The organism is Brevibacterium oceani (assembly GCF_013623835.1).
Lineage (GTDB): Bacteria > Actinomycetota > Actinomycetes > Actinomycetales > Brevibacteriaceae > Brevibacterium > Brevibacterium oceani.
The window spans coordinates 101,036-122,790 of record NZ_JABKDE010000008.1 but is presented as its reverse complement, the minus strand read 5'-3'; the positions used below and the strand labels follow the sequence as shown (position 1 = coordinate 122,790).

General features: G+C 65.4%; 24 protein-coding genes. 18 read left to right on the top strand and 6 right to left on the bottom strand.

The features are described from left to right. Positions 1-41: 41 nt before the first annotated feature. From rbfA to HK401_RS16770, 10 genes are all read left to right on the top strand, one after another. Positions 42-476 carry a 30S ribosome-binding factor RbfA gene (gene rbfA / locus HK401_RS16815; RefSeq protein WP_181275812.1) on the top strand — a complete coding sequence of 145 codons (435 nt, stop codon included), beginning with the start codon at positions 42-44 and terminating at the stop codon, positions 474-476. A gap of 175 nt (positions 477-651) precedes the next feature. Further along, positions 652-1,509 carry a VldE C-terminal domain-containing protein gene (locus HK401_RS16810; protein WP_181275811.1) on the top strand — a complete coding sequence of 286 codons (858 nt, stop codon included), beginning with the start codon at positions 652-654 and terminating at the stop codon, positions 1,507-1,509. An 11-nt stretch (positions 1,510-1,520) separates the two neighbouring features. Next, positions 1,521-2,477, top strand: a complete 957-nt coding sequence (gene truB, locus HK401_RS16805) for a tRNA pseudouridine(55) synthase TruB (protein ID WP_181275810.1) — start codon at positions 1,521-1,523, stop codon at positions 2,475-2,477. A 128-nt stretch (positions 2,478-2,605) separates the two neighbouring features. Beyond that, positions 2,606-3,262 (top strand): hypothetical protein, encoded by a 657-nt coding sequence (locus tag HK401_RS16800; protein ID WP_181275809.1) that lies wholly within the window; start codon positions 2,606-2,608, stop codon positions 3,260-3,262. After that, entirely contained in the window at positions 3,252-3,623 is a 372-nt protein-coding gene (locus tag HK401_RS16795; RefSeq protein ID WP_181275808.1) for a hypothetical protein, read from the top strand. Before HK401_RS16800 ends, HK401_RS16795 begins: the two co-directional genes overlap by 11 nt. A 215-nt stretch (positions 3,624-3,838) precedes the next feature. Then, a complete protein-coding gene (locus tag HK401_RS16790) occupies positions 3,839-4,777 on the top strand; it encodes a bifunctional riboflavin kinase/FAD synthetase (protein ID WP_181275807.1) in 939 nt (312 codons plus the stop codon). A gap of 90 nt (positions 4,778-4,867) precedes the next feature. Continuing rightward, positions 4,868-5,137 (top strand): 30S ribosomal protein S15, encoded by a 270-nt coding sequence (gene rpsO, locus HK401_RS16785; protein ID WP_181275806.1) that lies wholly within the window; start codon positions 4,868-4,870, stop codon positions 5,135-5,137. Positions 5,138-5,504: 367 nt separating this feature from the next. Next, positions 5,505-7,733, top strand: coding sequence for a polyribonucleotide nucleotidyltransferase (locus HK401_RS16780; RefSeq protein ID WP_181275805.1), 2,229 nt, complete (start codon positions 5,505-5,507; stop codon positions 7,731-7,733). Positions 7,734-7,795: 62 nt separating this feature from the next. Continuing rightward, on the top strand, positions 7,796-9,136 hold the full coding sequence (locus HK401_RS16775) for a M16 family metallopeptidase (RefSeq protein ID WP_258234292.1): 1,341 nt from the start codon (positions 7,796-7,798) through the stop codon (positions 9,134-9,136). Between the two features lie 76 nt (positions 9,137-9,212). Continuing rightward, positions 9,213-9,872: a TetR/AcrR family transcriptional regulator gene (locus tag HK401_RS16770; RefSeq protein ID WP_181275804.1), complete on the top strand. Its 660-nt coding sequence runs from the start codon at positions 9,213-9,215 to the stop codon at positions 9,870-9,872. A 107-nt stretch (positions 9,873-9,979) separates the two neighbouring features. Here the strand turns inward: HK401_RS16770 and HK401_RS16765 are convergent, their stop codons facing one another. From HK401_RS16765 to HK401_RS16755, 3 genes are all read right to left on the bottom strand, one after another. After that, positions 9,980-10,645: an SDR family NAD(P)-dependent oxidoreductase gene (locus tag HK401_RS16765; RefSeq protein WP_181275803.1), complete on the bottom strand. Its 666-nt coding sequence runs from the start codon at positions 10,643-10,645 to the stop codon at positions 9,980-9,982. A 67-nt stretch (positions 10,646-10,712) separates the two neighbouring features. Then, positions 10,713-11,105 (bottom strand): VOC family protein, encoded by a 393-nt coding sequence (locus HK401_RS16760; protein WP_181275802.1) that lies wholly within the window; start codon positions 11,103-11,105, stop codon positions 10,713-10,715. A gap of 3 nt (positions 11,106-11,108) precedes the next feature. Further along, positions 11,109-11,567, bottom strand: a complete 459-nt coding sequence (locus tag HK401_RS16755; RefSeq protein ID WP_181275801.1) for a bleomycin resistance protein — start codon at positions 11,565-11,567, stop codon at positions 11,109-11,111. Between the two features lie 162 nt (positions 11,568-11,729). Here HK401_RS16755 and HK401_RS16750 point away from each other — a divergent pair, with 162 nt between their 5' ends. The 4 genes from HK401_RS16750 (at position 11,730) to HK401_RS16735 (ending at position 16,056) form a co-directional block, all read left to right on the top strand. After that, positions 11,730-12,890 (top strand): glutamate dehydrogenase, encoded by a 1,161-nt coding sequence (locus HK401_RS16750; RefSeq protein ID WP_181275800.1) that lies wholly within the window; start codon positions 11,730-11,732, stop codon positions 12,888-12,890. Between the two features lie 32 nt (positions 12,891-12,922). Then, positions 12,923-14,560: a thiamine pyrophosphate-binding protein gene (locus tag HK401_RS16745; RefSeq protein ID WP_181275799.1), complete on the top strand. Its 1,638-nt coding sequence runs from the start codon at positions 12,923-12,925 to the stop codon at positions 14,558-14,560. 201 nt (positions 14,561-14,761) lie between these two features. Continuing rightward, on the top strand, positions 14,762-15,388 hold the full coding sequence (locus HK401_RS16740) for a superoxide dismutase (protein ID WP_135539373.1): 627 nt from the start codon (positions 14,762-14,764) through the stop codon (positions 15,386-15,388). Positions 15,389-15,504: 116 nt separating this feature from the next. Continuing rightward, the gene (locus tag HK401_RS16735) at positions 15,505-16,056 is read left to right on the top strand and encodes a GNAT family N-acetyltransferase (RefSeq protein WP_181275798.1); all 552 of its coding nucleotides are present in this window, start codon (positions 15,505-15,507) and stop codon (positions 16,054-16,056) included. Between the two features lie 32 nt (positions 16,057-16,088). Here the strand turns inward: HK401_RS16735 and HK401_RS16730 are convergent, their stop codons facing one another. Continuing rightward, a complete protein-coding gene (locus tag HK401_RS16730) occupies positions 16,089-16,847 on the bottom strand; it encodes an MBL fold metallo-hydrolase (RefSeq protein ID WP_181275797.1) in 759 nt (252 codons plus the stop codon). Positions 16,848-16,898: 51 nt separating this feature from the next. Between HK401_RS16730 and HK401_RS16725 the strand changes: the two genes are divergently transcribed. From HK401_RS16725 to HK401_RS16715, 3 genes are all read left to right on the top strand, one after another. After that, positions 16,899-17,270 carry a MerR family transcriptional regulator gene (locus HK401_RS16725; protein WP_181275796.1) on the top strand — a complete coding sequence of 124 codons (372 nt, stop codon included), beginning with the start codon at positions 16,899-16,901 and terminating at the stop codon, positions 17,268-17,270. Positions 17,271-17,453: 183 nt separating this feature from the next. Further along, on the top strand, positions 17,454-18,200 hold the full coding sequence (gene dapB, locus HK401_RS16720; RefSeq protein ID WP_181275795.1) for a 4-hydroxy-tetrahydrodipicolinate reductase: 747 nt from the start codon (positions 17,454-17,456) through the stop codon (positions 18,198-18,200). Continuing rightward, the gene (locus HK401_RS16715) at positions 18,200-18,658 is read left to right on the top strand and encodes a hypothetical protein (protein WP_181275794.1); all 459 of its coding nucleotides are present in this window, start codon (positions 18,200-18,202) and stop codon (positions 18,656-18,658) included. Before dapB ends, HK401_RS16715 begins: the two co-directional genes overlap by 1 nt. Before the next feature lie 6 nt (positions 18,659-18,664). Here HK401_RS16715 and HK401_RS16710 read toward each other — a convergent pair whose 3' ends face one another. Further along, entirely contained in the window at positions 18,665-19,990 is a 1,326-nt protein-coding gene (locus tag HK401_RS16710; protein WP_181275793.1) for a heparan-alpha-glucosaminide N-acetyltransferase domain-containing protein, read from the bottom strand. Positions 19,991-20,061: 71 nt separating this feature from the next. Here HK401_RS16710 and ypfJ point away from each other — a divergent pair, with 71 nt between their 5' ends. After that, complete coding sequence (gene ypfJ / locus HK401_RS16705) at positions 20,062-20,940, top strand: KPN_02809 family neutral zinc metallopeptidase (protein ID WP_181275792.1); 879 nt, start codon at positions 20,062-20,064, stop codon at positions 20,938-20,940. Positions 20,941-20,989: 49 nt separating this feature from the next. Here the strand turns inward: ypfJ and HK401_RS16700 are convergent, their stop codons facing one another. Continuing rightward, positions 20,990-21,733: a class I SAM-dependent methyltransferase gene (locus tag HK401_RS16700; RefSeq protein WP_181275791.1), complete on the bottom strand. Its 744-nt coding sequence runs from the start codon at positions 21,731-21,733 to the stop codon at positions 20,990-20,992. Positions 21,734-21,755 lie beyond the last annotated feature (22 nt).

The window sequence follows — 21,755 nt, the reverse complement described above, 5'->3', positions numbered from 1 at the left end:
CCAGAGAAGTTGCTCCGGCCCCGACGCAAAGGACATCAACCATGGCAGACCCGACCCGGGCTCGCAAGATCGCCGACCAGATCAAGGTCATCGTCGCGAGCACCATCGAGCGCAGGCTCAAGGACCCGCGCCTCGGCTTCGTCACCGTCACCGATGTGCGGGTGACCGGCGATCTGCAGCACGCCACGATCTTCTACACCGTCTACGGTGACGACCAGGACCTCATCGGCACCGGCAAGGCGCTCGAATCCGCAAAGGGATTCATCCGCTCCGAGGTCGGCAAGGGCCTGACGATCCGTCTGACCCCGAGCCTCGAATTCATCGCCGACGCCGTCCCCGAGGCGGCCGCCCGTCTCGACGGACTGCTCGCTCAGGCCGCAGCCGACGATGCTCGCGTGGCCGGTCTGGCGAAGGACGCGCAGCATGCGGGGGAGTCCGACCCGTACAAGAAGAACGACGACACCGACGAGGACTGACCTGGGACGTCGTCGCTGCGGACGGCGACTCCCATCGTCGGGTCCACTCGGGACGAGCACTTGATCTTCGTCACGTGCGGAAAAAACTTCCTGTAACAGTTTTGTTATCTTTCCCCTGTGTCGTAGACTTTTTCCGGTAACGAAATGATTACGACTCTGTTAAGGGATTTCTGCATTGGGTAAGCACTCTTCACCGAAGCCGTCGTTCGCGAAGCAGCTCGTCCGGGATCTCACTCCCAACAAGCGCTCCTCGGGCCGGCACTCAGCGAACGTGCCGTCGACGGCGACGTCTGTGCTGGCGACCGTCAAGCAGCGTCCCGTCGTCGCTGCCATCGCCGTTCCGGCAGCCGCGACCGCAGCCGTGGTCGGTTCGACCGTCGTCATGGGACCGCCCGACACGGGCAATGTCACCACCGAGGCCGCGAACACCACGTCCGAGGAATCGACCAGCCCCTCGCAGGTGAGCCAGGACGAACTCGACGCTCAGCGCGAGAAGGCCGGCGAGGAGTACCTCGACAAGGTCAAGGACGACCCGAAGTACAAGAACACGTCCTCGAAGACGACTCTCGAGGTCAAGAAGCCCAAGCCGACCGCGGAGTCCTCGGCCGAATCGAGCAAGAGCGACGACTCGTCGTCCTCGGATGAGAAGTCGAAGAAGGATGAAGGCACCTCGAGTGACACGTCGGCGCCGCCGTGCAGCGTGTCCTCCTCGATCGAATCCGGCCTGCTGCCGAACGCCGTCAACGGCTACCGTGCCGTGTGCGCGAAGTTCCCCGAGGTCAAGACCTTCGGCGGACGCCGCCCGGGCACCGGTTCGGACCACAACACCGGTGAGGCCGTGGACATCATGATCACTGGATCCACCGGCGACCGCATCGCCGACTACCTCATCAAGAACCAGGGCAGCCTCAACGTCAAGTACGTCATCTGGAAGCAGCGCATCTGGATGCCCGGACAGGGTTGGAAGGGCATGGAGGACCGCGGATCCGCGACGGCCAATCACTTCGACCACGTGCACGCCTCCTTCAACTGATTCCTGCCTTCGTGAGCGATTCTTCCCCGCAGGGCATCCTCGTCTGCGATAAGCCGCAGGGCCTGAGCTCCCACGGCGTGGTCTCCCGCATCCGCCGCTGGTACGGAACGAAGAAGGTCGGCCATGCCGGCACTCTCGACCCGATGGCCACTGGTGTGCTCGTGCTCGGTCTCGGCCGCGGCACCAAGCTGCTCACGTACATCACGGGAGTCTCGAAGACCTACCTGGCGACGATCCGGCTCGGCTCCTCGACGCCGACCGACGACGCCGACTCCGACCCCGACCGGTTCGCCGCACCCGCGGACCTCTCCGCCGTCGACACCTCGACCGTCGAGGCGGCGGTTGCGAAGCTGCGCGGACCCATCGACCAGGTGCCCAGTGCCGTGTCGGCGATCAAGGTCGACGGCAAACGCTCCTACGCCCGTGTCCGCGCCGGCGAGGACGTTCAACTCAGGGCCCGCCGCGTTGAGATCTCCTCCTTCGAGGTCATCGACATCCGTTTCGCCGCCGCCGACGGTCACATCGATGTCGACGTCGAGGTCGACTGCTCCTCGGGCACCTACGTTCGCGCCCTGGCCCGCGACATCGGCAACGACCTCGGTGTCTACGGGCACCTCACCGCGCTGCGCCGGAGTCGAGTCGGTGACTTCGAGCTCGACCAGGCGGTGACTCTGCCTGCCGACCTCGACACTGCGGCCCCCGCACTCATGTCCCTTGCAGAGGCGGCCCGGACCTTCCTGCCCGTCGTCACGGTCGGCACCGATCAGGCCACCGCCCTCATGCAGGGCAAGGTGGTGACGGCGGCCGACTGGACTGCCGACGCGCCGGAATCATCGTCGGTTGCACGCGGGGAAGTGGTGCACGGGGAAGTGGCAGTCATCTGCGATGACGTGCTCGTCTCCGTCGCCGAGGTGCGCCGCGACGGCGGGCTCAAGTCGCTGACCGCCTTCGCCATCGACCTCGCCTGACTCGGCGCAGCTGCGCCGATCTCGCATGGGCTGTCGCACCCGCTCACTCTACACAATTTGAAAGCTTGTATTTTGTCAATACAATCAAAAGGCTTGTTTCGGTCCGCGGGATCTGCTGTACTGAAGTCATGTTCGTCCTCACCATCGATCAGCAGGACTCACGCACGAGCGATGACGCCGTGCCTGGCGTCCTCGCGGTACTCGAGCCCATCGACACCGTCATCCCGTTCGCCCGCACGATCGGCGACGAGGTCCAGGGGGTCCTCGACGATCCGGCCGCTGTCGTCGAAGCAGTGCGCCGCATCGCCGTCGCCTCCGGCTGGCACATCGGCCTCGGTGTCGGTGATGTCGAGCAACCGCTGCCGACGGCGACCACCGAGGCCAGAGGCCAGGCCTTCTACGCCGCCAGACAGGCCGTGGAATCCGCGAAGTCCGCGCCCGCCCACCTCGTCGTCCGCAACGACAGCGAATCCGCCGAGCGCGAGTCCACCGAACGCACCCTCGCCGAGGCTGCCCTGCGCCTGCTCGTGACGACGCTGGGGGAGCTGCGTACCCACTCGCGCGGCTACGTCGACCACCGACTCGACCACCCCGATGCGACTCAGGCCGAGATCGCCGCACTCTTCGGGGTCTCACAGCAAGCCGTATCGAGAGTGCTCGCCCCCGGCACCGCCGAGATCGTCGCCGGCGCTCAGAATCTCGCCGCACATCACCTCGGGCAGCTGGACCGATCCATGCGGGCGGATCGGCCCAGTCAGGCGGAAGGAGGCGCCCATGTGGACTGACGTGCTCGTCGCCATCGCGGCCGCAGTGGCCGCGGCCCTCATCGGCTGGCCGCTCGTGCCGGCGTTCCTGCGCCTGACCCATTCCGGTCCGGGCGGCAAGCCCGAACGGACAGGGGCTGAAGACGTCGAGGTCCTGCGCGGCGGCATGTGGATCGGCATCGTCGAACGCGCCCTCATCGCCGGCGCCATCGTCCTCGGTCGCCCCGAACTCATGGCCGTAGTCATCGCGGTCAAGGGACTCGGCCGCTTCGCTGAGATCAAGTCCTCGGCTGCGGCGGGGGAGCGATTCATCATCGGCACCTTCGTCTCCATCGCCCTGTCTTCCCTCATCGGCGTCATCGGCTGGGCAGTCATCGCCTGACCGGAGGGCCGCCGGCTCGATCGCGACCGCACGGCTGCCCGCACCGCCTCGAGCCCACGGCGACCAGACCTCCTGACCTCACGGGCCCACCCTGGCCCGACCCGACGGTGACCCGAGGCCCGAGATCGGGCGGAGCCGCCTCGGCGAGGTGCGGGTTAGGAGCGAAACCATGTCTGCGATAATCTGAGTCGGTGCACGGAAGGAGCGATCGTCTGGTGAAGCTGTATCACGGACTCGATGAGGTCGACGTCGACGATGTCGGCACTGTCGTCACCCTCGGCAACTTCGACGGCGTCCACCGCGGACACCAGACGGTCCTCGCCGCCGTCGCCGCCCGCGCTCGGGAAGAAGGACTGGCATCGATCGCGATGACCTTCGACCCCCACCCGCGCACCGTCCACCGGCCCGACGAACCGACGGTGAAGATCACGAGCAGCGGACAGCGCGCCGACCTCATCGCCGCCACCGGCATCGACGCCCTCCTCGTCCAGCCCTACGACCTCGACTTCGCCGCCCAGACGCCCGAGGAATTCGTCCGCACCTACTTCGTCGAGGCACTCAAGGCACGCATCGTCGTCGTCGGCGACGATGTCCGCTTCGGCCGTGACAACGAAGGCACCATCGACACGCTGCGCCGCCTCGGCGAGGATTACGGCTTCCGCACGGAGACGATCGACGAGGTCGGACGCGGGGGGCGGTATTCGTCCTCCCGGATCCGCGAGCAGCTCACCTCGGGCGACGTCGCCGAGGCGGCCGATCAGCTCGGCCGCTACCACGCCGTCCACGGCACCGTCGTCCACGGTGATGCCCGCGGTCGCGACCTCGGATTCCCGACGGCGAACCTCTCGGACGATCACGCGGGACTCGTGCCTGCCGACGGCGTCTACGCCGGCTGGGCCACGTTCTCCGGCGAGAGTCAGCCGTACCCGGCCGCGATCTCCGTGGGCACGAACCCGACCTTCCAGGGCAGCTCCCGCCGGGTCGAGGCCTATGTGCTCGACAAGGAATTCGGCGAATTCGATGTCTACGAGCGTGAGATGACTCTCGAATTCGTCGCCCGCATCCGCGGCCAGGTCGCCTTCACCGGGATGGACGACCTCATCGTGCAGATGCACGAGGACATCGCCGATGTGCGCGAGGTCCTGCACACCTGATAAGCTGATCTCTGCCGTTTTCACCGGCCGCGGTCCCATAGTGCGACGATTTCAGGTCGTCGCGCCGCGCAACGATACGAAGGAGAACCCATGGCTCTCGACACTGCTGTGAAGCAAGAGATCATCAAGGAATACGGAACTCACGAGGGCGACACCGGTTCTCCTGAGGTTCAGGTTGCACTGCTGACCCGCCGGATCTCGGATCTCACCGAACACTTCAAGGATCACAAGCACGACCACCACTCGCGTCGCGGCCTGCTGCTCCTCGTCGGACAGCGTCGCCGGATGCTCAAGTACCTCGCGAAGGTCGACATCGAGCGTTACCGTTCGCTCATCAAGCGCCTCGGCCTGCGCCGCTGATTCGGCCGGCGGCCGGCATGGTCGCACGCTGAGACGACAGCCACGGAAGCGTCCCACCTTCGGGTGGGGCGCTTCTGTGCTTCTGCGGTTTCGTGCTTCTGCGGTAGACTCGTCAGCGGACAACCCTGACATGGACGTTTCGGTCTTCGGTAGTGGCCTCCGGAGGAATGCGCACCCCGACTTCTGGGGTGCCGGTTCCGTGGGCCCCGATCGATGACCGGCGTGGATCCATGGGGTGTCCGAAGCAAATATCCCGCCGACTCCACACGGAATCGCGCACTGCATCGAGCAGGCCGATGTCTCATGCCTCGAGGATTCTCCTCGAGCGCCGAGGTCCGCCGTGTGCCGGCACAACAGAGGAGACTACGTGGGACTCAACCCTGAATCCGCCGTTGCCCATATCGACAATGGCAGCTTCGGTTCGCACACCATCCGCTTCGAGACCGGACGGCTCGCTCAGCAGGCCGCCGGTTCCGCCGTCGCCTACCTCGACGACGACACCATGCTGCTCTCGGCCACCTCGGCCGGCAAGAACCCCCGTGAGGGCTTCGACTTCTTCCCCCTGACCGTCGACGTCGAAGAGCGCATGTACGCCGCGGGACGCATCCCCGGCTCGTTCTTCCGCCGCGAGGGACGCCCCTCGACCGACGCGATCCTCACCTGCCGCCTCATCGACCGCCCGCTGCGCCCGTCCTTCGTCAAGGGCCTGCGCAACGAGGTCCAGGTCGTCGTCACCGTGATGTCGGTCAACCCCGACCACCTCTACGACGCTCTGGCGATCAACGCGGCCTCGATGTCGACCCAGCTGTCGGGTCTGCCGTTCTCCGGCCCCATCGGCGGCGTGCGCATCGCGCTCATCGACGGCCAGTGGGTCGCGTTCCCGAACCACTCACAGCTGAATGACGCCGTGTTCAACATGGTCGTCGCCGGTCGCGTGGTCGGTGACGACGTCGCCATCATGATGGTCGAGGCCGAGGCCACCGACAACGCCATCGACAAGATCAAGACCGGTGCCCAGGCCCCCACCGAGGAGGTCGTGGCCGAAGGCCTCGAAGCCGCGAAGCCCTTCATCGCCGAGCTGTGCCGCGCACAGTCCGAACTCGCCGATCGCGCCGCGAAGCCGACCGTCGAATTCCCCGTCTTCCGCGACTTCGAGGACGACGTCTACGAGGCCGTGAAGGAACTCGGCGAGGCGAAGCAGACCGAGAACTTCCAGATCGCGGACAAGCAGGAGCGCGACGCCGCCGGCTCCGCCCTCCTCGACGAACTCCTCGAGAAGCTCGGAGAGCGCTTCGCAGGCCGTGAGAAGGAGATCGCGAACGCACTCAACGCCCTGACCAAGCAGGTCGTGCGCAAGCGCATCCTCACCGACCAGATCCGCATCGACGGCCGTGGGCTCAAGGACATCCGTCCGCTCACAGCCGAGACCAACGTCGTCCCGCGCGTGCACGGTTCGGCTCTGTTCGAGCGCGGCGAGACCCAGATCCTGGGCATCACGACGCTCAACATGCTCAAGCTCGAGCAGACCATCGACTCCCTGTCGCCGGTGACGAGCAAGCGCTACATCCACCACTACAACTTCCCGCCCTACTCGACCGGTGAGACCGGCCGTGTGGGCAGCCCGAAGCGCCGCGAGATCGGCCACGGAGCACTCGCCGAGCGCGCCCTGGTCCCGGTCCTGCCCAAGCGCGAGGACTTCCCGTACGCGATCCGTGAGGTCTCCGAGGCCCTCGGCTCGAACGGATCGACCTCGATGGGCTCGGTCTGCGCCTCGACGCTGGCCATGCTCTCGGCAGGTGTGCCGCTGCAGGCACCCGTGGCCGGCATCGCCATGGGACTCGTCTCCGACGTCATCTCCACCGACCAGGGCGAGCAGACCGCATACGCGGCTCTGACCGACATCCTCGGTGCCGAAGACGCCTTCGGCGACATGGACTTCAAGGTCGCCGGAACCCGGGACTTCGTTACCGCGATCCAGTTGGACACGAAGCTGGACGGCCTGCCCGCCTCGGTGCTCGGTGCCGCGCTCAAGCAGGCCCGCGAGGCCCGCATGGTCATCCTCGACGTCATCGCCGATGCGATCGACGCTCCCGCCGAGATGGCACCGACGGCTCCGCGGATCATCTCCGTGAACATCCCCGTCGACAAGATCGGTGAGGTCATCGGCCCCAAGGGCAAGATGATCAACCAGATCCAGGAGGACACGGGCGCGGACATCAGCATCGAAGACGACGGCACCGTCCTCATCGGCGCCACCGACGGACCGGCCGCCGAGGCCGCTCGTTCGATGATCAACGCGATCGCGAACCCGCAGGTCCCCGAGGTCGGCGAACGCTACCTCGGCACCGTGGTCAAGACGATGAGCTTCGGCGCTTTCGTCTCCCTGACCCCGGGCAAGGACGGGCTGCTGCACATCTCCGAGCTGCGCAAGCTCAACGACGGCAAGCGCGTCGAGGACGTCGAGGACGTCGTCGGCGTGGGCCAGAAGGTCCAGGTCGAGATCACGAAGATCGACGATCGCGGCAAGCTCTCGCTCGCCCCGGTCACCGAGGACTCCGATGAGTCCGAGTCGAACGACGAGGGATCAGACAACTGATACTGGATAGTTCACACACCGGGGAGGGCAGCCGAATCGATCGGTCTGTCCTCCCCGGTGGTTTGACGCTGACCACCGAACACATGCCGGGCCTGGCCTCGGAGACGATCGGCATCTGGGTCGCTGCGGGTTCCCGCGACGAATCCGCCGAGACCGCAGGCTCCACCCACTTCCTCGAACACATGCTGTTCAAGGGAACGGGGTCGCGGGATGCGAAGTCGATCGCTGCGGCCTTCGACCGCACGGGCGGGGACTCGAACGCGATCACCGCCAAGGAGCTCACCTGCTATTACTCGCGGTGCCTGGTCACCGACCTGCCGAACATCACCGGGCTGCTCATCGACATGGTCTCGAACTCGCAGCTCGATGCTGACGAGTTCGAACGTGAGCGCGGTGTCATCATCGAAGAGCTTGCGATGTCGGCCGATGATCCCGGTGATGTGCTCTTCGACGATTTCGATGCTCTCGTCTTCGGTCAGCATTCGCTGGCCCGTCCCGTGGGGGCGACGAAGGATCAGATCCGCGTGCTCGGCCACCACACGGTCATCGACCATTACGCCTCGACGTATATCCCGCCGAGGCTGGTCATCGCGGCCGCCGGTGGGGCAACGCATGAAGAGGTGCTCGCGATGGTCGAGGACGCCCTCGCCGAGGCGGGGCTCGGGTCCCGCGCGGACGTCTGGTCGGGGGCGGAGAACGATCCGGGTTCGCACGACGCGGGCAGCATCGACACGCGCGCGACCGACGGCGGGGCCGCCTCGGTGGCGGTCGGTTCGGATTCGGTAGCCAAGGGATCGCACCTGGGCGGCGCCGCACGTGTGCGTCCGGAATTCCACTCGGGGACCTCGCGCACCGTCAAGGACATCGAACAGCTGGGGATCATGCTCGGCTGTGAGGGCCTGGAGGAAGGCCACGAGGATCGGTTCATCTACTCCGTCATGCTCACGATGCTCGGCGGCGGAATGTCCTCGCGACTGTTCCAGAGCGTGCGCGAGGAGCGTGGGCTGGCCTATGCCGTCAACTGTGTGGCCAGCCAGTTCACCGACACGGGAACGTTCGGCATCTACGCCGGATGCACGGCCGAGAACGCTCAGGCCGTCGTCGATCTGGCGCTGGCCGAATGGGATCGGCTGGCGCAGGAGGCTCCGAGCCGGTTCGAACTCGACGAGATCGTCTCTCAGCTGTCGGGGTCGATGGTCCTCGGGCTCGAGTCCTCGGCTGCGCGGATGAACCGGTTGGCTAGGTCGGAGATCTTCGGTCTGCCGCTCGAGGCCCCGCTGGATCTCATCGAACGCGTCCGCTCAGTCACCTCGGAGCAGGTCAGCGAGATGGCCGGTCGTCTGCTGGCGCGGCCCAAGGCATTGGCCATGGTCGGCCCCGCCGCCGAGGTGAAGCTGGCCTGAGCGTTCGTCGGCGTACCAGGGCTGTGACTTCAGCCGTGGGAAGCCAGGCGACAGGAGGCGGAAGGGAGGCGGAGAGATGGCGCGGAAGAACCCGGCCGTCCGTCGGGAGGAGATCCTGGCGGCGACGGTCGAGGAGATCGAGGCGACAGGGCTGCGCACCCTGCGCGTGTCCGATGTCGCCGCTCGTCTGGGTCTGAGCGCCAGCCTCATCATCTACCACTTCGAAACGAAGGAAGCCCTCGTCGCCGCGGCCTTCGACTATGCGGGGCGGCAGGATATCGATCGCGCGCGGAAGCTGGCGGCAGGAACCGATTCTGGGCGCGAAGTGTCGGCCGGTACCGTTTCGGCGCGGGAGCGGCTGCGAGCAGTGGTCGGCTGGTACCTGCCCAGCGGTTCCTCGCGCAGCTGGAAGATCTGGATCGACGGCTGGTCGGCCGGTCTCTTCGACGAGGAACTGAAGTCGACGTTCGCGGCGATGGACAGGGAATGGAAGTCGATCCTCGCACGTCTCTTGGAGGAAGCCATCGCAGCGGGGGAGTGTGCCGCTCCTACCAGCGGCGTCCACGCTCCTACCCGGCGTGCCGAGACTCCTACCGGCGGCACCGACGCGAGGGCAACCCGTATCCTCGCCTTCCTCGACGGACTTGCCATCCAGATGATGGTCAATCCGGAGGCCGTTGAGGCCGAGCAGCTGAGGGTGTGGGCTGACGACTTCCTCACCCATGAGCTCGGGTGACTCGTCTGCGCGGCTCTGGATGGCGATTGTTCGGTCGATCCGCCGCGTTTTCGTCGCCGAGAACGCGGTGGAATGCCCAAAATCGCGCGCAGTTCACGGCTCCGCTCTCAGCAGCGGGCTGAGAAGCCGCCGTCGGCGGAGAGGAGCTGGCCGCTGATCCACCTGCCTTCTGCGGAGAGCAGGAACGCGGTGACGCCGGCGATGTCGCGGGGAGTCCCCATTCGGCCGAGCGGTTGATAGGGAACCAGCCCGGCCCTGGTCTCCTCGTCCATCCATCCCGTGTCGATCGGGCCCGGATTGACCACATTGGCAGAGATCTTCTTGGGTCCGAGCTCTCGGGCCGCCGAGATGACGATGCGGTCGAGTGCTCCTTTCGACGCACCATACGGGAGGTTTCCGGTGGTGTGGTCGCTGGTGAAGGCGACAATGGCTCCGCCCGACTCACCGACCTGCCGTGCGAATGCGGCGATGAGGAGCAAGGAAGCACGAGCATTCACTGCGACATGGCGGTCGAAGCTGTCTGCTGTGGTGTCGAGGATCCCGGACTCCTCATCGTGAGCGTGACTGAGGACAAGCCCGTCGATCGCGCCGTGGTCCTTTCGCACTCGATCGATCAGCCCTTGCGCTTGTAGGGCCGAAGACAGGTCGCAGGGATAGTCGCCGGAATCGATGTCGCTGGTGAGCACCGTCCACCCGTCGGCCTTCAGGCGTGAGGAGACCCCTGCGGCGATGCTGTTGGTCCGGCCGGCTCCGGTGACGAGGACTGTCGGCATGCCTTGATCTTAGCGACCGGCCGCAGTAGTGGGAACCGCTCGGCCGGTGGTCGTGGTTCTGCAGCGCTCAGTCCGACTCCGCGACGATCTCAGCTTTGAAGCCGGACTGGTTCTCCAACCATCCGGCGTAGTGTTCGTCTCCTCCGGCATTGGGGTATCGGTCGTCGTAGAGCGGGATCCAGCCGTGCTCAGGTGCTTCGTCCATGACCGAATCGACGCTCGTCGGATCTCTCGCCTTGAACGCGAGGTGGTTGACACCCGGCCGCCTCCGATCGTGCGGGACCGCGGTCGAGTTCGGTGACCTTGTCAGCGACAGGTAGGCCCCGCCCGCGCTCCAAGACTGTCCGTTCTCCCACTCCGCCATGAGTGTGAAACCGAGCCGGTCCAGCAGCCAGCCCCATTCCCGCAGGTCATTCTCGAGATCGGCGAGCCAGATCTCGACATGACGGATTCCGGCCACTAGTCATTCCTCACTTATTGTCGCGAATGGGTGTGCTCGCCGGTGCCCAATCGACTCTTGGAAACGCGCAAGATATCCGTCTGGATCTGCGACGACGAATTGTCTGACTCCTGCCTCTTCGTCGCTGCCTACCCGGTACCACTTCGTCTCGGGCGGCGCGAAGAGCGGGTAAGAGGCTTGGTCAAGTGAGTCTGCGATGGATTGAACATCGGAGACTGCTATCTGGAAATTGATGCCACGTCCGAACGGCCTATCGAGATCTCCGGTGACCCAGTTACGCCCGGTTCCGTGTTGTTCCAGCATGAGGTGAGCCGAGCCGGTGGTGACGTAGGCGAAGCCCTCTTCCGGACGCTCATACATGATCTCGAACCGGCAGAGCCGGCACCAGAAGTCGAGACTGTCACCGAGATCGCTGACCAGCAGCTCCGGCACCAGCGACGGAGTGAGCGGATTCTTCACCATGCAGCCATATTCGCATACAACTCGCCTTTGACTGAGGCAGCTTCGAGCGACCACACTGAGTGGTGACACCTTACTGAACCACGATTCAGTAAGATTGACGGATCCGCAGACACCGACTGATCGATCAGCGGAGTTGCGTTCGACCGACCGCCTGGAGGCCCTATGTTCATGGACATCACCTGGCAGGACCCTGCCACCGGCGCACTCGGCTATGTCGTCATCGACACCCTCGTGCGCGGCACTGCCTCGGGCGGCTTGCGCATGCGCAAGGGCTGCACCCTCGACGAGGTGCGCGGGCTCGCCCAGGGGATGACGCGCAAGGAAGCCATCCACCTCCGCGAAGGACGGGCCTACGTGCCCGTCGGAGGTGCCAAAGGCGGCATCGACTTCGATCCCCGCGCGCCTGGCGCCAAAGATGTCCTCGAACGATTCCTCGTCGCGGTCAACCCGATCATGCACTCTTACTGGGCACTCGGGGAGGACCTCGGAGTCCGGCAGGACGACATCGACGAGATCCTCGACCGTCGTGGCCTCGGTTCGGGACTCACTGCCGTCGACAAACTCCTCGATGACCCCGCAGCCGCCTCGGCGCGCGTGGAGCGCTCCTTCACTACCGTCGTCGACGGCATCGCACAGGACGAACTCGTCGGTGGGCTCGGCGTGGCCACCTCGGTGATCGCCGCACTCGAAGCGGCCGGCCGGGAACCGGGCGAATCCACCGCCGTGATCCAAGGCTTCGGGTCGATGGGCGGCGCCACCGCCCGCTACCTCGCCGAGGCGGGACTGCGGATCGTCGGCATCGCCGACGCCGATGGGTTCGTGTCGAACCCCGACGGACTCGACGTCGAGGCCCTGCTGGCCACGCGTGATTCCTTCGGCGGCATCGACCGTGCGGCACTGCGGGCAGAAGATTGCGATGGGAATCGTGACGACTGGCTGGCCGTCGACGCGGACGTCCTCGTCCCGGCCGCCGTCAGCTACGCGATCACGCCGGAGAACTGCGATGCGATCCGAGCCTCGCTCATCGTCGAGGCCGCGAACATGCCCGTCTTCCCCGCCGCCGAAGAAGCGCTGTTGGCCCGAGGCGTCACTGTCATTCCGGACTTCCTCGCGAACTCGGCGACGAACGCCTGGTGGTGGTGGGTGACATTCGGTGACGTCGACGGCAGCTGGGACGACAGCCGCACCATCGTCACCGAGACACTGCGCGAACTCACCACCGAGGTGCTCGCCACCGCCCGTGACCAGGGCATCAGCCCTCGCGCGGCCGCCCAGACGAAGGTCGATGCGAACCTCGCCGCACTCAATGGGGGCGACAGATGAGCAGCACCGACCTCTCAGGCGAAGGGACAGTCATGACCACGCAGGACCTCACCGGCGGCGCCCACCTGGCCAAAGCTCTCAAGGCCGAAGGCATCACGCGCGTCTTCGGGATCCCCGGCACCCACAACCTCGAGATCTTCGCCCAGTTGAGTGGCCACGGCATCGAGGTCATCTCGCCCCGCCACGAACAAGGCGCCGGCTATATGGCCGACGGTGCAGCGCGGGTCACCGGTGAGGTCAACGTCGTCGTCACGACCACGGGCCCGGCCGTGCTCAACGCGCTCACCGCACTGCTCCAGTCCTTCACCGACTCGGTGCCCGTCCTCCTCATCTGTCCCGGCATGCCGCTGACCCACCCCGGGCGCGGCAACGGACTCCTCCACGAAGTGCGCAACCAATCCGGTGCACTGTCCGCCGTGCTCACCGAGGTCACACGGGTCACCAGCCCCGGCGAGGTGTCGCTGGCCGTCGGGCAGAGCCTGTCGGCGATGCGCTCAGGCCGCACCCGACCGGCTGCCATCGAGATCCCGCTCGACCTCATCGAAGCCACAGGCCCCGGCCGGCTGCACCCGTCCATCACACGCCCGCATCCGACCGCTGATCCGCAGGCCCTCGAGACCGCCGCCGAGGCGGTCGCCACCTCCCGACGTCCGCTCATCATCGCCGGCGCCGGAGCCCGATCCGCCGGTCCCGCGATCCTCGACGTGGCCGCGACCTTGGGTGCCGGGATCATCCTGTCTTCGAATGCGAAGGGCATCATCGACGACCGGGAACCGGCCTGCCTCGGGGCCGTCGGGGTCCTCGACTGTCTGCCCGAACTGCTCGCCGATGCCGATGCCGTCATCGCGATCGGCACCGAACTGGCTCCGAGCGACTTCTGGCCCGAACCGCTGCCCCTGCCCGAGACCGTTGTGCGCATCGACATCGCCGAGGTGCAGATGCTCACGAACGCGAAGGTGAGCCACCCGATCCTCGCCGACGCTCAATCCGCGACGGCCGGGCTCGACGGTGTGCTGAGGTCTCGCCGCGCTGATGAGACCACTCGGGCGGCAGCGGCATGGGTCGGGCAGCGGAAGGCGGCGGCAGCCTCGGCGGCCGAGGAATCGGGCCGACCGTGGGCGGACCTGTGCGGAGTGCTCAACTCCTTCACCGCCCAGGCGGAATCGCCCGTGATCGTCGCGGCGGATTCGACGATGGCCTGCTACTACGGAGTACAGACAGGCTGGGCTGCTCGGGCGGGGGATCGGTTCCTCTACCCGGCGGGAGCGGGAACACTCGGCTACGGTCTGCCCGCGGGGATCGGGGCGAAGCTCGCGGCCGCCTCGGCGCGGGTCATCGCCATCGAAGGCGACGGCGGATCGATGTTCACGATCGCCGAACTCGCCGCAGCGGTGCAGGCGAAGGTGCAGGTCACACTCATCATCGTCGACAACGGCGGCTACGGGGAGATCCGCAACGAGATGGCCGACCGCGGCGACGCACCCTCCGGCGTCGTCCTCGACGGGCCGGATTTCCCGGCGCTGGCACAGGCGATGGGCGCACGCGGGGTCCACGTCGAGGGAGAGGCGGACCTGCTGGCAGCCCTGCTCGAGGCTGACGAATATGCAGGGCCGACGCTCATCCACATCACCGAGCGATCGTGGGCGGGGGAGGCGATGCTCCCCGCCTGACCACCTCGGCGGCGGTCTCGACATGCAGGACACTGTGTCGGCAGAAGTCATGCGAGGGTGTGATTCGGGCAGGTTTTCCGGTCATTTCATGGGAATTGGAATAGAGGCCGCGGACCCCTTGTTGTCCGAGATGTGACCCTGGGATAGGGTCGAAATGAAGCCACCGTTCGGTGGACATCACATCTCATCAGGAGGAATCTCATGGCTGAGCAGTACACACTTCCGGAACTGCCCTACGACTACTCCGCTCTTGAGCCGCACATCTCGGCTCGCATCATGGAGCTGCACCACGACAAGCACCACGCCACCTACGTCAAGGGCGCCAACACCGCCGTTGAGCAGCTGGCCGAAGCCCGCGAATCCGGCAACCTCGCCAACGTGCCGAAGCTGACCCGCGACCTCGCGTTCAACCTGGGCGGTCACGTCAATCACTCGATCTTCTGGAACAACATGTCCCCGGACGGTGGAGACAAGCCGGTCGGTGAACTCGCTGCAGCCATCGATGACCAGTTCGGTTCGTTCGACAAGTTCCGCGAGCACTTCACCACTGCGGCCACCACGATCCAGGGCTCCGGCTGGGCCGTTCTCGTCTACGACCAGCTCGGCGGAAACCTCTTCATCGAGCAGCTCAAGGACCAGCAGTCCGACATCCAGCTCGGCGGCACCCCGGTTCTGCAGCTCGACATGTGGGAGCACGCCTTCTACCTCGACTACCAGAACGTCAAGCCCGACTACGTCAAGGCTTGGTGGAACATCGTCAACTGGGCCGACGCCGGCGCACGCTTCGACCGCGCAGTCGCTCAGACGAAGGGCCTCCTCCTCGGCTGACCCCTCCCAATTGCTACCTGACGGCGGCCCAGCAACCTCGCGCAAGGTTGCTGGGCCGCCGTCAGGTGTTTTGGGGGTACGTTTTTGGGGTGGACGAGCGCGGATAGGCTGAGCACATGAGCGCAATCCTCAGACATTGGCGCACTGAAGATGCCGAGGCATTGGCTGAGGTGTATGAGCAGGCCGACGACGCTCTGCTGTCCAACATTCCCGATGACCGCAGTCCCGATGGCGCTCGTACATGGATCGAGACCATCACCGGCGCCGAGGCGAAGGGCAAGGTCTGTGCCTTCGCCATCGTTGACCATGCCGACGGATCGGACCTACGCATCCTCGGCAACGTCATGGCCTCCGGGATCGATCACCGGCATTCGACCGCGTGGATCTCCTACTGGATTGCCGCCGAGGGAAGAGGCCGAGGTCTGACCTCGGCGGGACTGCGCAGCCTCGTCGATCATCTCCACGACGATCAAGGGATCTATCGACTCGAACTCGGGTACCGGGTGAACAATCCGGCCTCGGCCGCAGTGGCGATGAACGCTGGTTTCCTCATCGAAGGCCGCGAACGAGAGAAACTGGTCTATGACGGCATCCGCTATGACACCGAAGTCTGCGCCCGGCTGCGTGGGGACCCGCGGCACAGCGGAACCCGGCTTCGCGTGATCTGAAACATCGGCGGCGCCACAACCGGAACCCAGAACTACACCTCACTGGGGTCGTGGGAATTGACGATGCGAATGTCTTTGTCGCCAGACAGAGTGGCGATCTTCCTGACCGTGCTCATTCGTTCGGCTTCGTCGTATTGGACTGAACGGGCGAAGTCCTCTACTCCGGCCGGCGCGGTACTCAGCAATTGGGTGTGATGATGGAAGGCGTCGCCGACGTGAAGCAGCAAATGGTCGTCTGTAGGGACGAGAACCCCTACGTGTCCCGGTGAATGTCCGCCCAGAGCTATGAGTCGGATCGTATTCGGCAGCCCGTCCAATGTGAACGTGGCGAATCCTCGCCACTCGGGAGCAGGTCGGGGACTCGGCGCCCAGACGATATCGTGTGACCACTGCGCGGGCACCAGCCCGGCGCCACCGTCGCGGACAACATTGCGACACTCGTCGGCAGCATGGATTCGTGCCCACGGAAAGTCGGAGAGGCCGTCGACGTGGTCCCGGTGATGATGCGTGACGATGACGTCGGTGACTGAATGCGGGTCCCACTTGTGCGCCGTCACTTGGGATTTCAGCGTCTCGTCCGGATCGAGGGCCGGGCGTGCAAGGTCGAGCCACTGCTTTCCGAAACGAGAAACCGGGTCTGCGATTCCGGCGTGGCCGATTCCTGAATCCACCGCGATCAGCCGGGCCCCATCCTTGATGAGGAGCACACGGCAGACGAAGTGATCGGTTCCGAAAGCGGCCTCGCCGCCGCGCATGTTGAGTGTCCCGCAGTTGAGTTCGACGATGTCCATGGCTATGACTGTAGGAGTTCGAGTCGACACGAAGTCAACTACCATGACGCCATGAGGATCGGAGAAGCCGCAGAATATCTTGGGGTGAGCACACACCTGCTCAGGCACTGGGAGGGCGAGGGCGTCATAGATCCGCCTCGGACGGCCGGTGGAGCGCGGCAATACAACGCTCAGCAACTCGGTCTTGTGACAATTGCGTTGAGATGTCAGAAAGCGGGAATGCCTCTGCCTGTGATCGCACGCCTGCTCAACGGAACTCGCGATGAGAAGGTCGAACTCGTAGCCGCTCAGCGTGATGAGATCCTCCGTCAACGAGAACTTCTCAATGCGTCGGCCGGATACCTCGGCCATGTGCTCGAATGCACGCATCCGCTGATCAACGACTGTCCGGCCTGTTCGTCGTTCGCTTCCGGTGGCCGCTGACCCTGCATCTGCCCTCCAGAACTACCCGACGGGAGCCCAGATACCTCGCGCCAGGTTGCTGCGCCGCCGTCGGGTAGCAAATGGGAGTGTTCTTTGGGTCACCGGATGTGAGGAGACACCCTCAGGGTCGCTAGACTGGCGAGCGGAGATCGCAGGGATCGTCACACGAGGAGTCACAGACATATGAGCATTCGCGTAGCCGTCATCGGAGCCAAAGGGCGGATGGGATCCCATGCCGTCGATGCGATCGAGGCTGCCGATGGCCTCGAGCTCGTCGCCGCACTCGGCAGCAGCGACTCGCTCGAGGCCCTGCTCGAGAAGAATGTCGACGTCGCCGTCGAACTCACCGTCCCGAAGTCCACCGAGGACAACGTCACCTTCCTCGTCGAACATGACATCGACACCGTCGTCGGCACCACCGGCTGGGACAACGACCGACTGGCCCGCCTCGAAGGCACACTCAAGGACCACCCGAAGACCGCGGTCCTCATCGCCCCGAACTTCTCGATCGGTGCGGTCCTGGCGATGCGCTTCGCCGAACTCGCCGCCCCCTACTTCGACTCTGCCGAGGTCGTCGAAACCCACCACACCCGCAAACTTGATGCCCCCTCAGGCACCGCGAACCACACGGCCCAGCGCATCGCCGCCGCCCGCAATTCAGCCGGACTCCCGGCCGTCCCCGACTCCACGGAATCCGACCCGCTGGGTGCCCGGGGAGCGGTCATCGACGGCATCCACGTCCACGCCATCCGGCAGCAGGGCATGAACGCCCACGAGGAGATCCACTTCGGCTCCGATGGTGAAGCCCTGACCATCCGCACCGACTCGCACTCCACCTCGGCGTTCATGCCGGGCATCGTCACTGCGGTCCGCTCGATCGCCGACTATACGGGGCTCATCCACGGCCTCGAGAACATGCTCGACCTCTGATGTCGAAGGCCAAGATCGGAGCGATCGTCGTCTCCGTCGTCCTCGTCTTCTACTTCGTCCTCATGGGACAGCGGGCCTGGATCCTCGTGCGCGAACCCGACCTCATCCCGCGCATCATGGGCATCGCCCTGTTCGTGCTGCCGATCATCGGCGCCTGGACGCTCATCGTCGAACTCATCTTCGGTGCGAGGACCGAGAAACTCGCCCGCATCCTCGGCGACGAGGGCGGACTGCCCGTCGATGATCTGCCGCGGACACCAGGCGGGAAGATCATCCGTGAGGCCGCCGATGAGGAATTCGTGAAGTACCAGGCCGAAGCCGAGGCCGCACCGGATGACTGGCGATCCTGGTTCCGCCTCTCCTGCGCCTACGACGCCAGCGGCGACCGCAAACGCGCCCGCGCCACGATGCGCAAGTCGATCGCCCTGTTCCGTGAGGGGCAAAAGCAGGGCGCTTGATCGCGGTCAGGAATTGTTCGCCGAGGCGGCTGATCCCGACCCCGAACCCGACCTCGTCCCCGCCGAGCCCGTCCCCGACCCTGGCGATGCCGACCGGATGATCGCCGCGATCCCACCTTCCAAGGGCCCGCGCTGACCGACGAACATCTTCCACAACAGCGGCATGAGCACGAACGTCAGCGCGTGCACCAGATACTCCGTGGACTGTTCGGCCACGGTTCCCGCGCCCTCCGCCGGATCACCGACGATGGCCGGCCGGGTGATTTCGAGCAGGACCACATGCGCGGCATACACGCTCAGCGGCATCGATCCCGGCGCCGACAACGGTGCGAGCACCCACGACCGGTGTCCCAACAGCACCGCAGCGGCCTGGCACGCCACGATCGTCATCACCGCCGTTCCGGCCGTGGAGAGCAGGTCGAACGGCGTCGCCGAATGCGGTCCCGCGATCGCCAGCCACCACCACGAGGTCGCCGGAGTCACCCCATAGCTGCCGGTGAACAAGGCCGCGGTGAGATCGATGCCCCACATCTGTGAGTCCTCGACAAGTGCCGCATCCCCACCGAAGACGTTGAGCAGCAGCCAGGAGGAACCGCGACCAACGACGAAGAGTGAGAGTCCGACGGTGAACAGGCCGAGCAGATGTCGGCCGATGTCGAGCTTCGCCACCGCCATGCCCAGCAGAATGTAGGACATCCACTGGAGCACTGGGTAATACCCGGTGAGGAAAAGGTCGGTGAGCATCGTGCCCGGAGTGGCGAAGTCGAAGAAGCCCATCGGCAGATAGCTCGGTTCGAGGAGGAACGTCGACCGCGCCCACATCGAGACCACGGGAGTCAGGAGCATCCATGCTCCCGTGATCGCGAACAGGGCGCCGGCGCGCAGCCGCAGGAAGAGCAGTGCGAGGGCGAACATGATCCCGTAGTTGACGAGGATGACCGCCAACAGGCTGGAGATCGATCCGAGGCACAGTCCGATGAGGACGATGGCGGCCGCGCGGATGAGCACGCTCGGTAAGGCATCGCGCAGTCGCCCCCGGCTGTGATGGGCACCGTCCAATCGGGAGCGGGTGGAGAGCACCAGCGAGCAGCCGGCGAGGACCGCGAACAGGGCCGAGGCGCGACCGGCGAAGATCGCTGCCCACGTCGGCATCCCCGTGTCATCGGCGAGTGCGAAGATGTGCGTGATCATCATCGCCAGCAGGGCGATCCCGCGGGCGGCATCGAGACCGATGAGCCGTCCGGCAGGACTGAGCCGATTCGCCACCGTCGCCGAGGTGGTGCCTGGGTCGGATCCCTGCGCTCGGTGAGGGTCTGCCGGGTGAGAGCTCATGGTTCGATTCTCACACGACTTCGTCCCCTCGTGCCGTCCGCGAGGGTACGCGCCCGGGGTATCTTTATGCCATGACCTTCAACCCGAATGCCGATATCAGCGGCAACAGGACGAGCAAGCGCGGCCGCAACACCGCGATCGCCGGCGGCGGCGTCGGCATCGTCGGGCTGCTCGTCTTCCTCATCGGTCCGCTGCTCGGCGTCGATGTCACCGGACTGATGGGCGGGTTGGAACTCGATGACGGAGGCGGCCAGAATTCCTCGAGCGGGACCAGCATGTCCCAGTGCGACACCGGCGAGGATGCGAACACGAATGTCGACTGCCGTATGGCCGGGACTCAGGTCATCCTCGACGACTACTGGGAGAAGAAGGTCGATGGGTATCAGCCGCCGGAGCTGACGATTGTCGACGGGCAGACGTCGACGGCGTGCGGCACCGCGTCGAACCAGGTCGGTCCCTTCTACTGCCCCTCCGATCAGGGCGTCTACATCGACCCGAGCTTCTTCGACATCATGCGTCAGCAGTTCGGCGCTTCCGCCGACGAACTCGCCCAGCTCTACATCGTCGGCCACGAGTGGGGCCACCACATCCAGAACATCACCGGAGTCATGCGCGAACACCCCAACGACGGCACCGGGGCCGAGAGCAACAGTGTGCGCACCGAACTCCAGGCCGACTGCTACGCCGGGGCGTGGCTCGGCAATGTCACCACGCTCACCGACGACAACGGCAACCCGTACCTCGAGGAACCCACGCAGGAACAGCTCGACGACGCGCTCAACGCGGCCTTCGTCGTCGGCGATGACCACATCCAAGAGCAGTCGGGGTTCTCCAACCCGGAATCGTTCACCCACGGCTCGAGCAAACAGCGCCAGAAATGGTTCACCTCCGGCTACAACGAGGGCTTGAACAGCTGCGACACCTTCGCGGTCTCCGGCGACGAGCTCTGACGCGCGAGTTCTGGGTGTGCCGACGGCCCGAATTCGGCGCCCGATTTCCTCAGCCCCCGGCAGTGGCGATGAAGAGCCAGCCACGTCCGGGAGCATAGGGGAGATCATGAACCTCAACGTAGCTGAAGCCCGCATCCGACAGAGTCCGCTCGACCGCAGGTTGTGATCTGAAACGCAGCGTTGACGTCGAATCAATGTGTTCCTCATCGAGGTGGAAGATCGTCGGTGACTCGAAGGTGACGAACTCACCGTCGACGTGAGTCGTCGCGACCCACTGCTCCACAATGCCTACCTCGCCGAGATCGACGGTGCGGCGAGTCGTCTCTTTGGTCCACCGCTCCCAGGCGCGGTCAAACGGGTCACGCGTCTCGAACACCAGCCTTCCTCCGGGGCGAAGGCAGCATCGAATAGCACGTAACGTGGAAAGCCAGTCACTGTCGTCGAGGAAGACCTGCGCGACATTCGCAGTCATCGTTGCCATATCGAAGGAGTTCCACCGGGCAATGTCGTCAGCCACGTCCGGGGCTGTGCCGACGACAAACTCCGCTGTGCCTTGTGTCAGTTTGGACTGTGCAACGTCCACGGAGGCTTGAGCGGGATCGACGCCGAGAGCCTCGACATCCATATCGACAAGCCGAGTGATGAGTTCCCCCGTGCCGCAACCGACGTCGAGCACGGTCTCCGCTCCGAACTCGGCTACCAGATTCACATATGTGTCCAGGTCCGATCGGTCGGGATCGAGCGGGTCATAGACACGTGCGAGTCGGGAATGTGAAAAGAGGGCATCAGGCATGGCTCCAGAGTAACTGCCGCAA

Excerpts from the sequence above, each read along its gene's own strand:
- rpsO (WP_181275806.1), top strand. The coding sequence starts at position 4,868 with ATGGCTCTCGACACTGCTGTGAAGCAAGAGATCATCAAGGAATACGGA.
- HK401_RS16730 (WP_181275797.1), bottom strand. The coding sequence starts at position 16,847 with ATGGACATCGTCGAACTCAACTGCGGGACACTCAACATGCGCGGCGGC.
- HK401_RS16735 (WP_181275798.1), top strand. The coding sequence starts at position 15,505 with ATGAGCGCAATCCTCAGACATTGGCGCACTGAAGATGCCGAGGCATTG.
- HK401_RS16800 (WP_181275809.1), top strand. The coding sequence starts at position 2,606 with ATGTTCGTCCTCACCATCGATCAGCAGGACTCACGCACGAGCGATGAC.
- HK401_RS16700 (WP_181275791.1), bottom strand. The coding sequence starts at position 21,733 with ATGCCTGATGCCCTCTTTTCACATTCCCGACTCGCACGTGTCTATGAC.
- HK401_RS16725 (WP_181275796.1), top strand. The coding sequence starts at position 16,899 with ATGAGGATCGGAGAAGCCGCAGAATATCTTGGGGTGAGCACACACCTG.
- rbfA (WP_181275812.1), top strand. The coding sequence starts at position 42 with ATGGCAGACCCGACCCGGGCTCGCAAGATCGCCGACCAGATCAAGGTC.
- HK401_RS16765 (WP_181275803.1), bottom strand. The coding sequence starts at position 10,645 with ATGCCGACAGTCCTCGTCACCGGAGCCGGCCGGACCAACAGCATCGCC.
- HK401_RS16710 (WP_181275793.1), bottom strand. The coding sequence starts at position 19,990 with ATGAGCTCTCACCCGGCAGACCCTCACCGAGCGCAGGGATCCGACCCA.
- HK401_RS16795 (WP_181275808.1), top strand. The coding sequence starts at position 3,252 with ATGTGGACTGACGTGCTCGTCGCCATCGCGGCCGCAGTGGCCGCGGCC.
- HK401_RS16750 (WP_181275800.1), top strand. The coding sequence starts at position 11,730 with ATGTTCATGGACATCACCTGGCAGGACCCTGCCACCGGCGCACTCGGC.
- ypfJ (WP_181275792.1), top strand. The coding sequence starts at position 20,062 with ATGACCTTCAACCCGAATGCCGATATCAGCGGCAACAGGACGAGCAAG.
- dapB (WP_181275795.1), top strand. The coding sequence starts at position 17,454 with ATGAGCATTCGCGTAGCCGTCATCGGAGCCAAAGGGCGGATGGGATCC.
- HK401_RS16770 (WP_181275804.1), top strand. The coding sequence starts at position 9,213 with ATGGCGCGGAAGAACCCGGCCGTCCGTCGGGAGGAGATCCTGGCGGCG.
- HK401_RS16740 (WP_135539373.1), top strand. The coding sequence starts at position 14,762 with ATGGCTGAGCAGTACACACTTCCGGAACTGCCCTACGACTACTCCGCT.
- HK401_RS16755 (WP_181275801.1), bottom strand. The coding sequence starts at position 11,567 with ATGGTGAAGAATCCGCTCACTCCGTCGCTGGTGCCGGAGCTGCTGGTC.
- HK401_RS16745 (WP_181275799.1), top strand. The coding sequence starts at position 12,923 with ATGACCACGCAGGACCTCACCGGCGGCGCCCACCTGGCCAAAGCTCTC.
- HK401_RS16715 (WP_181275794.1), top strand. The coding sequence starts at position 18,200 with ATGTCGAAGGCCAAGATCGGAGCGATCGTCGTCTCCGTCGTCCTCGTC.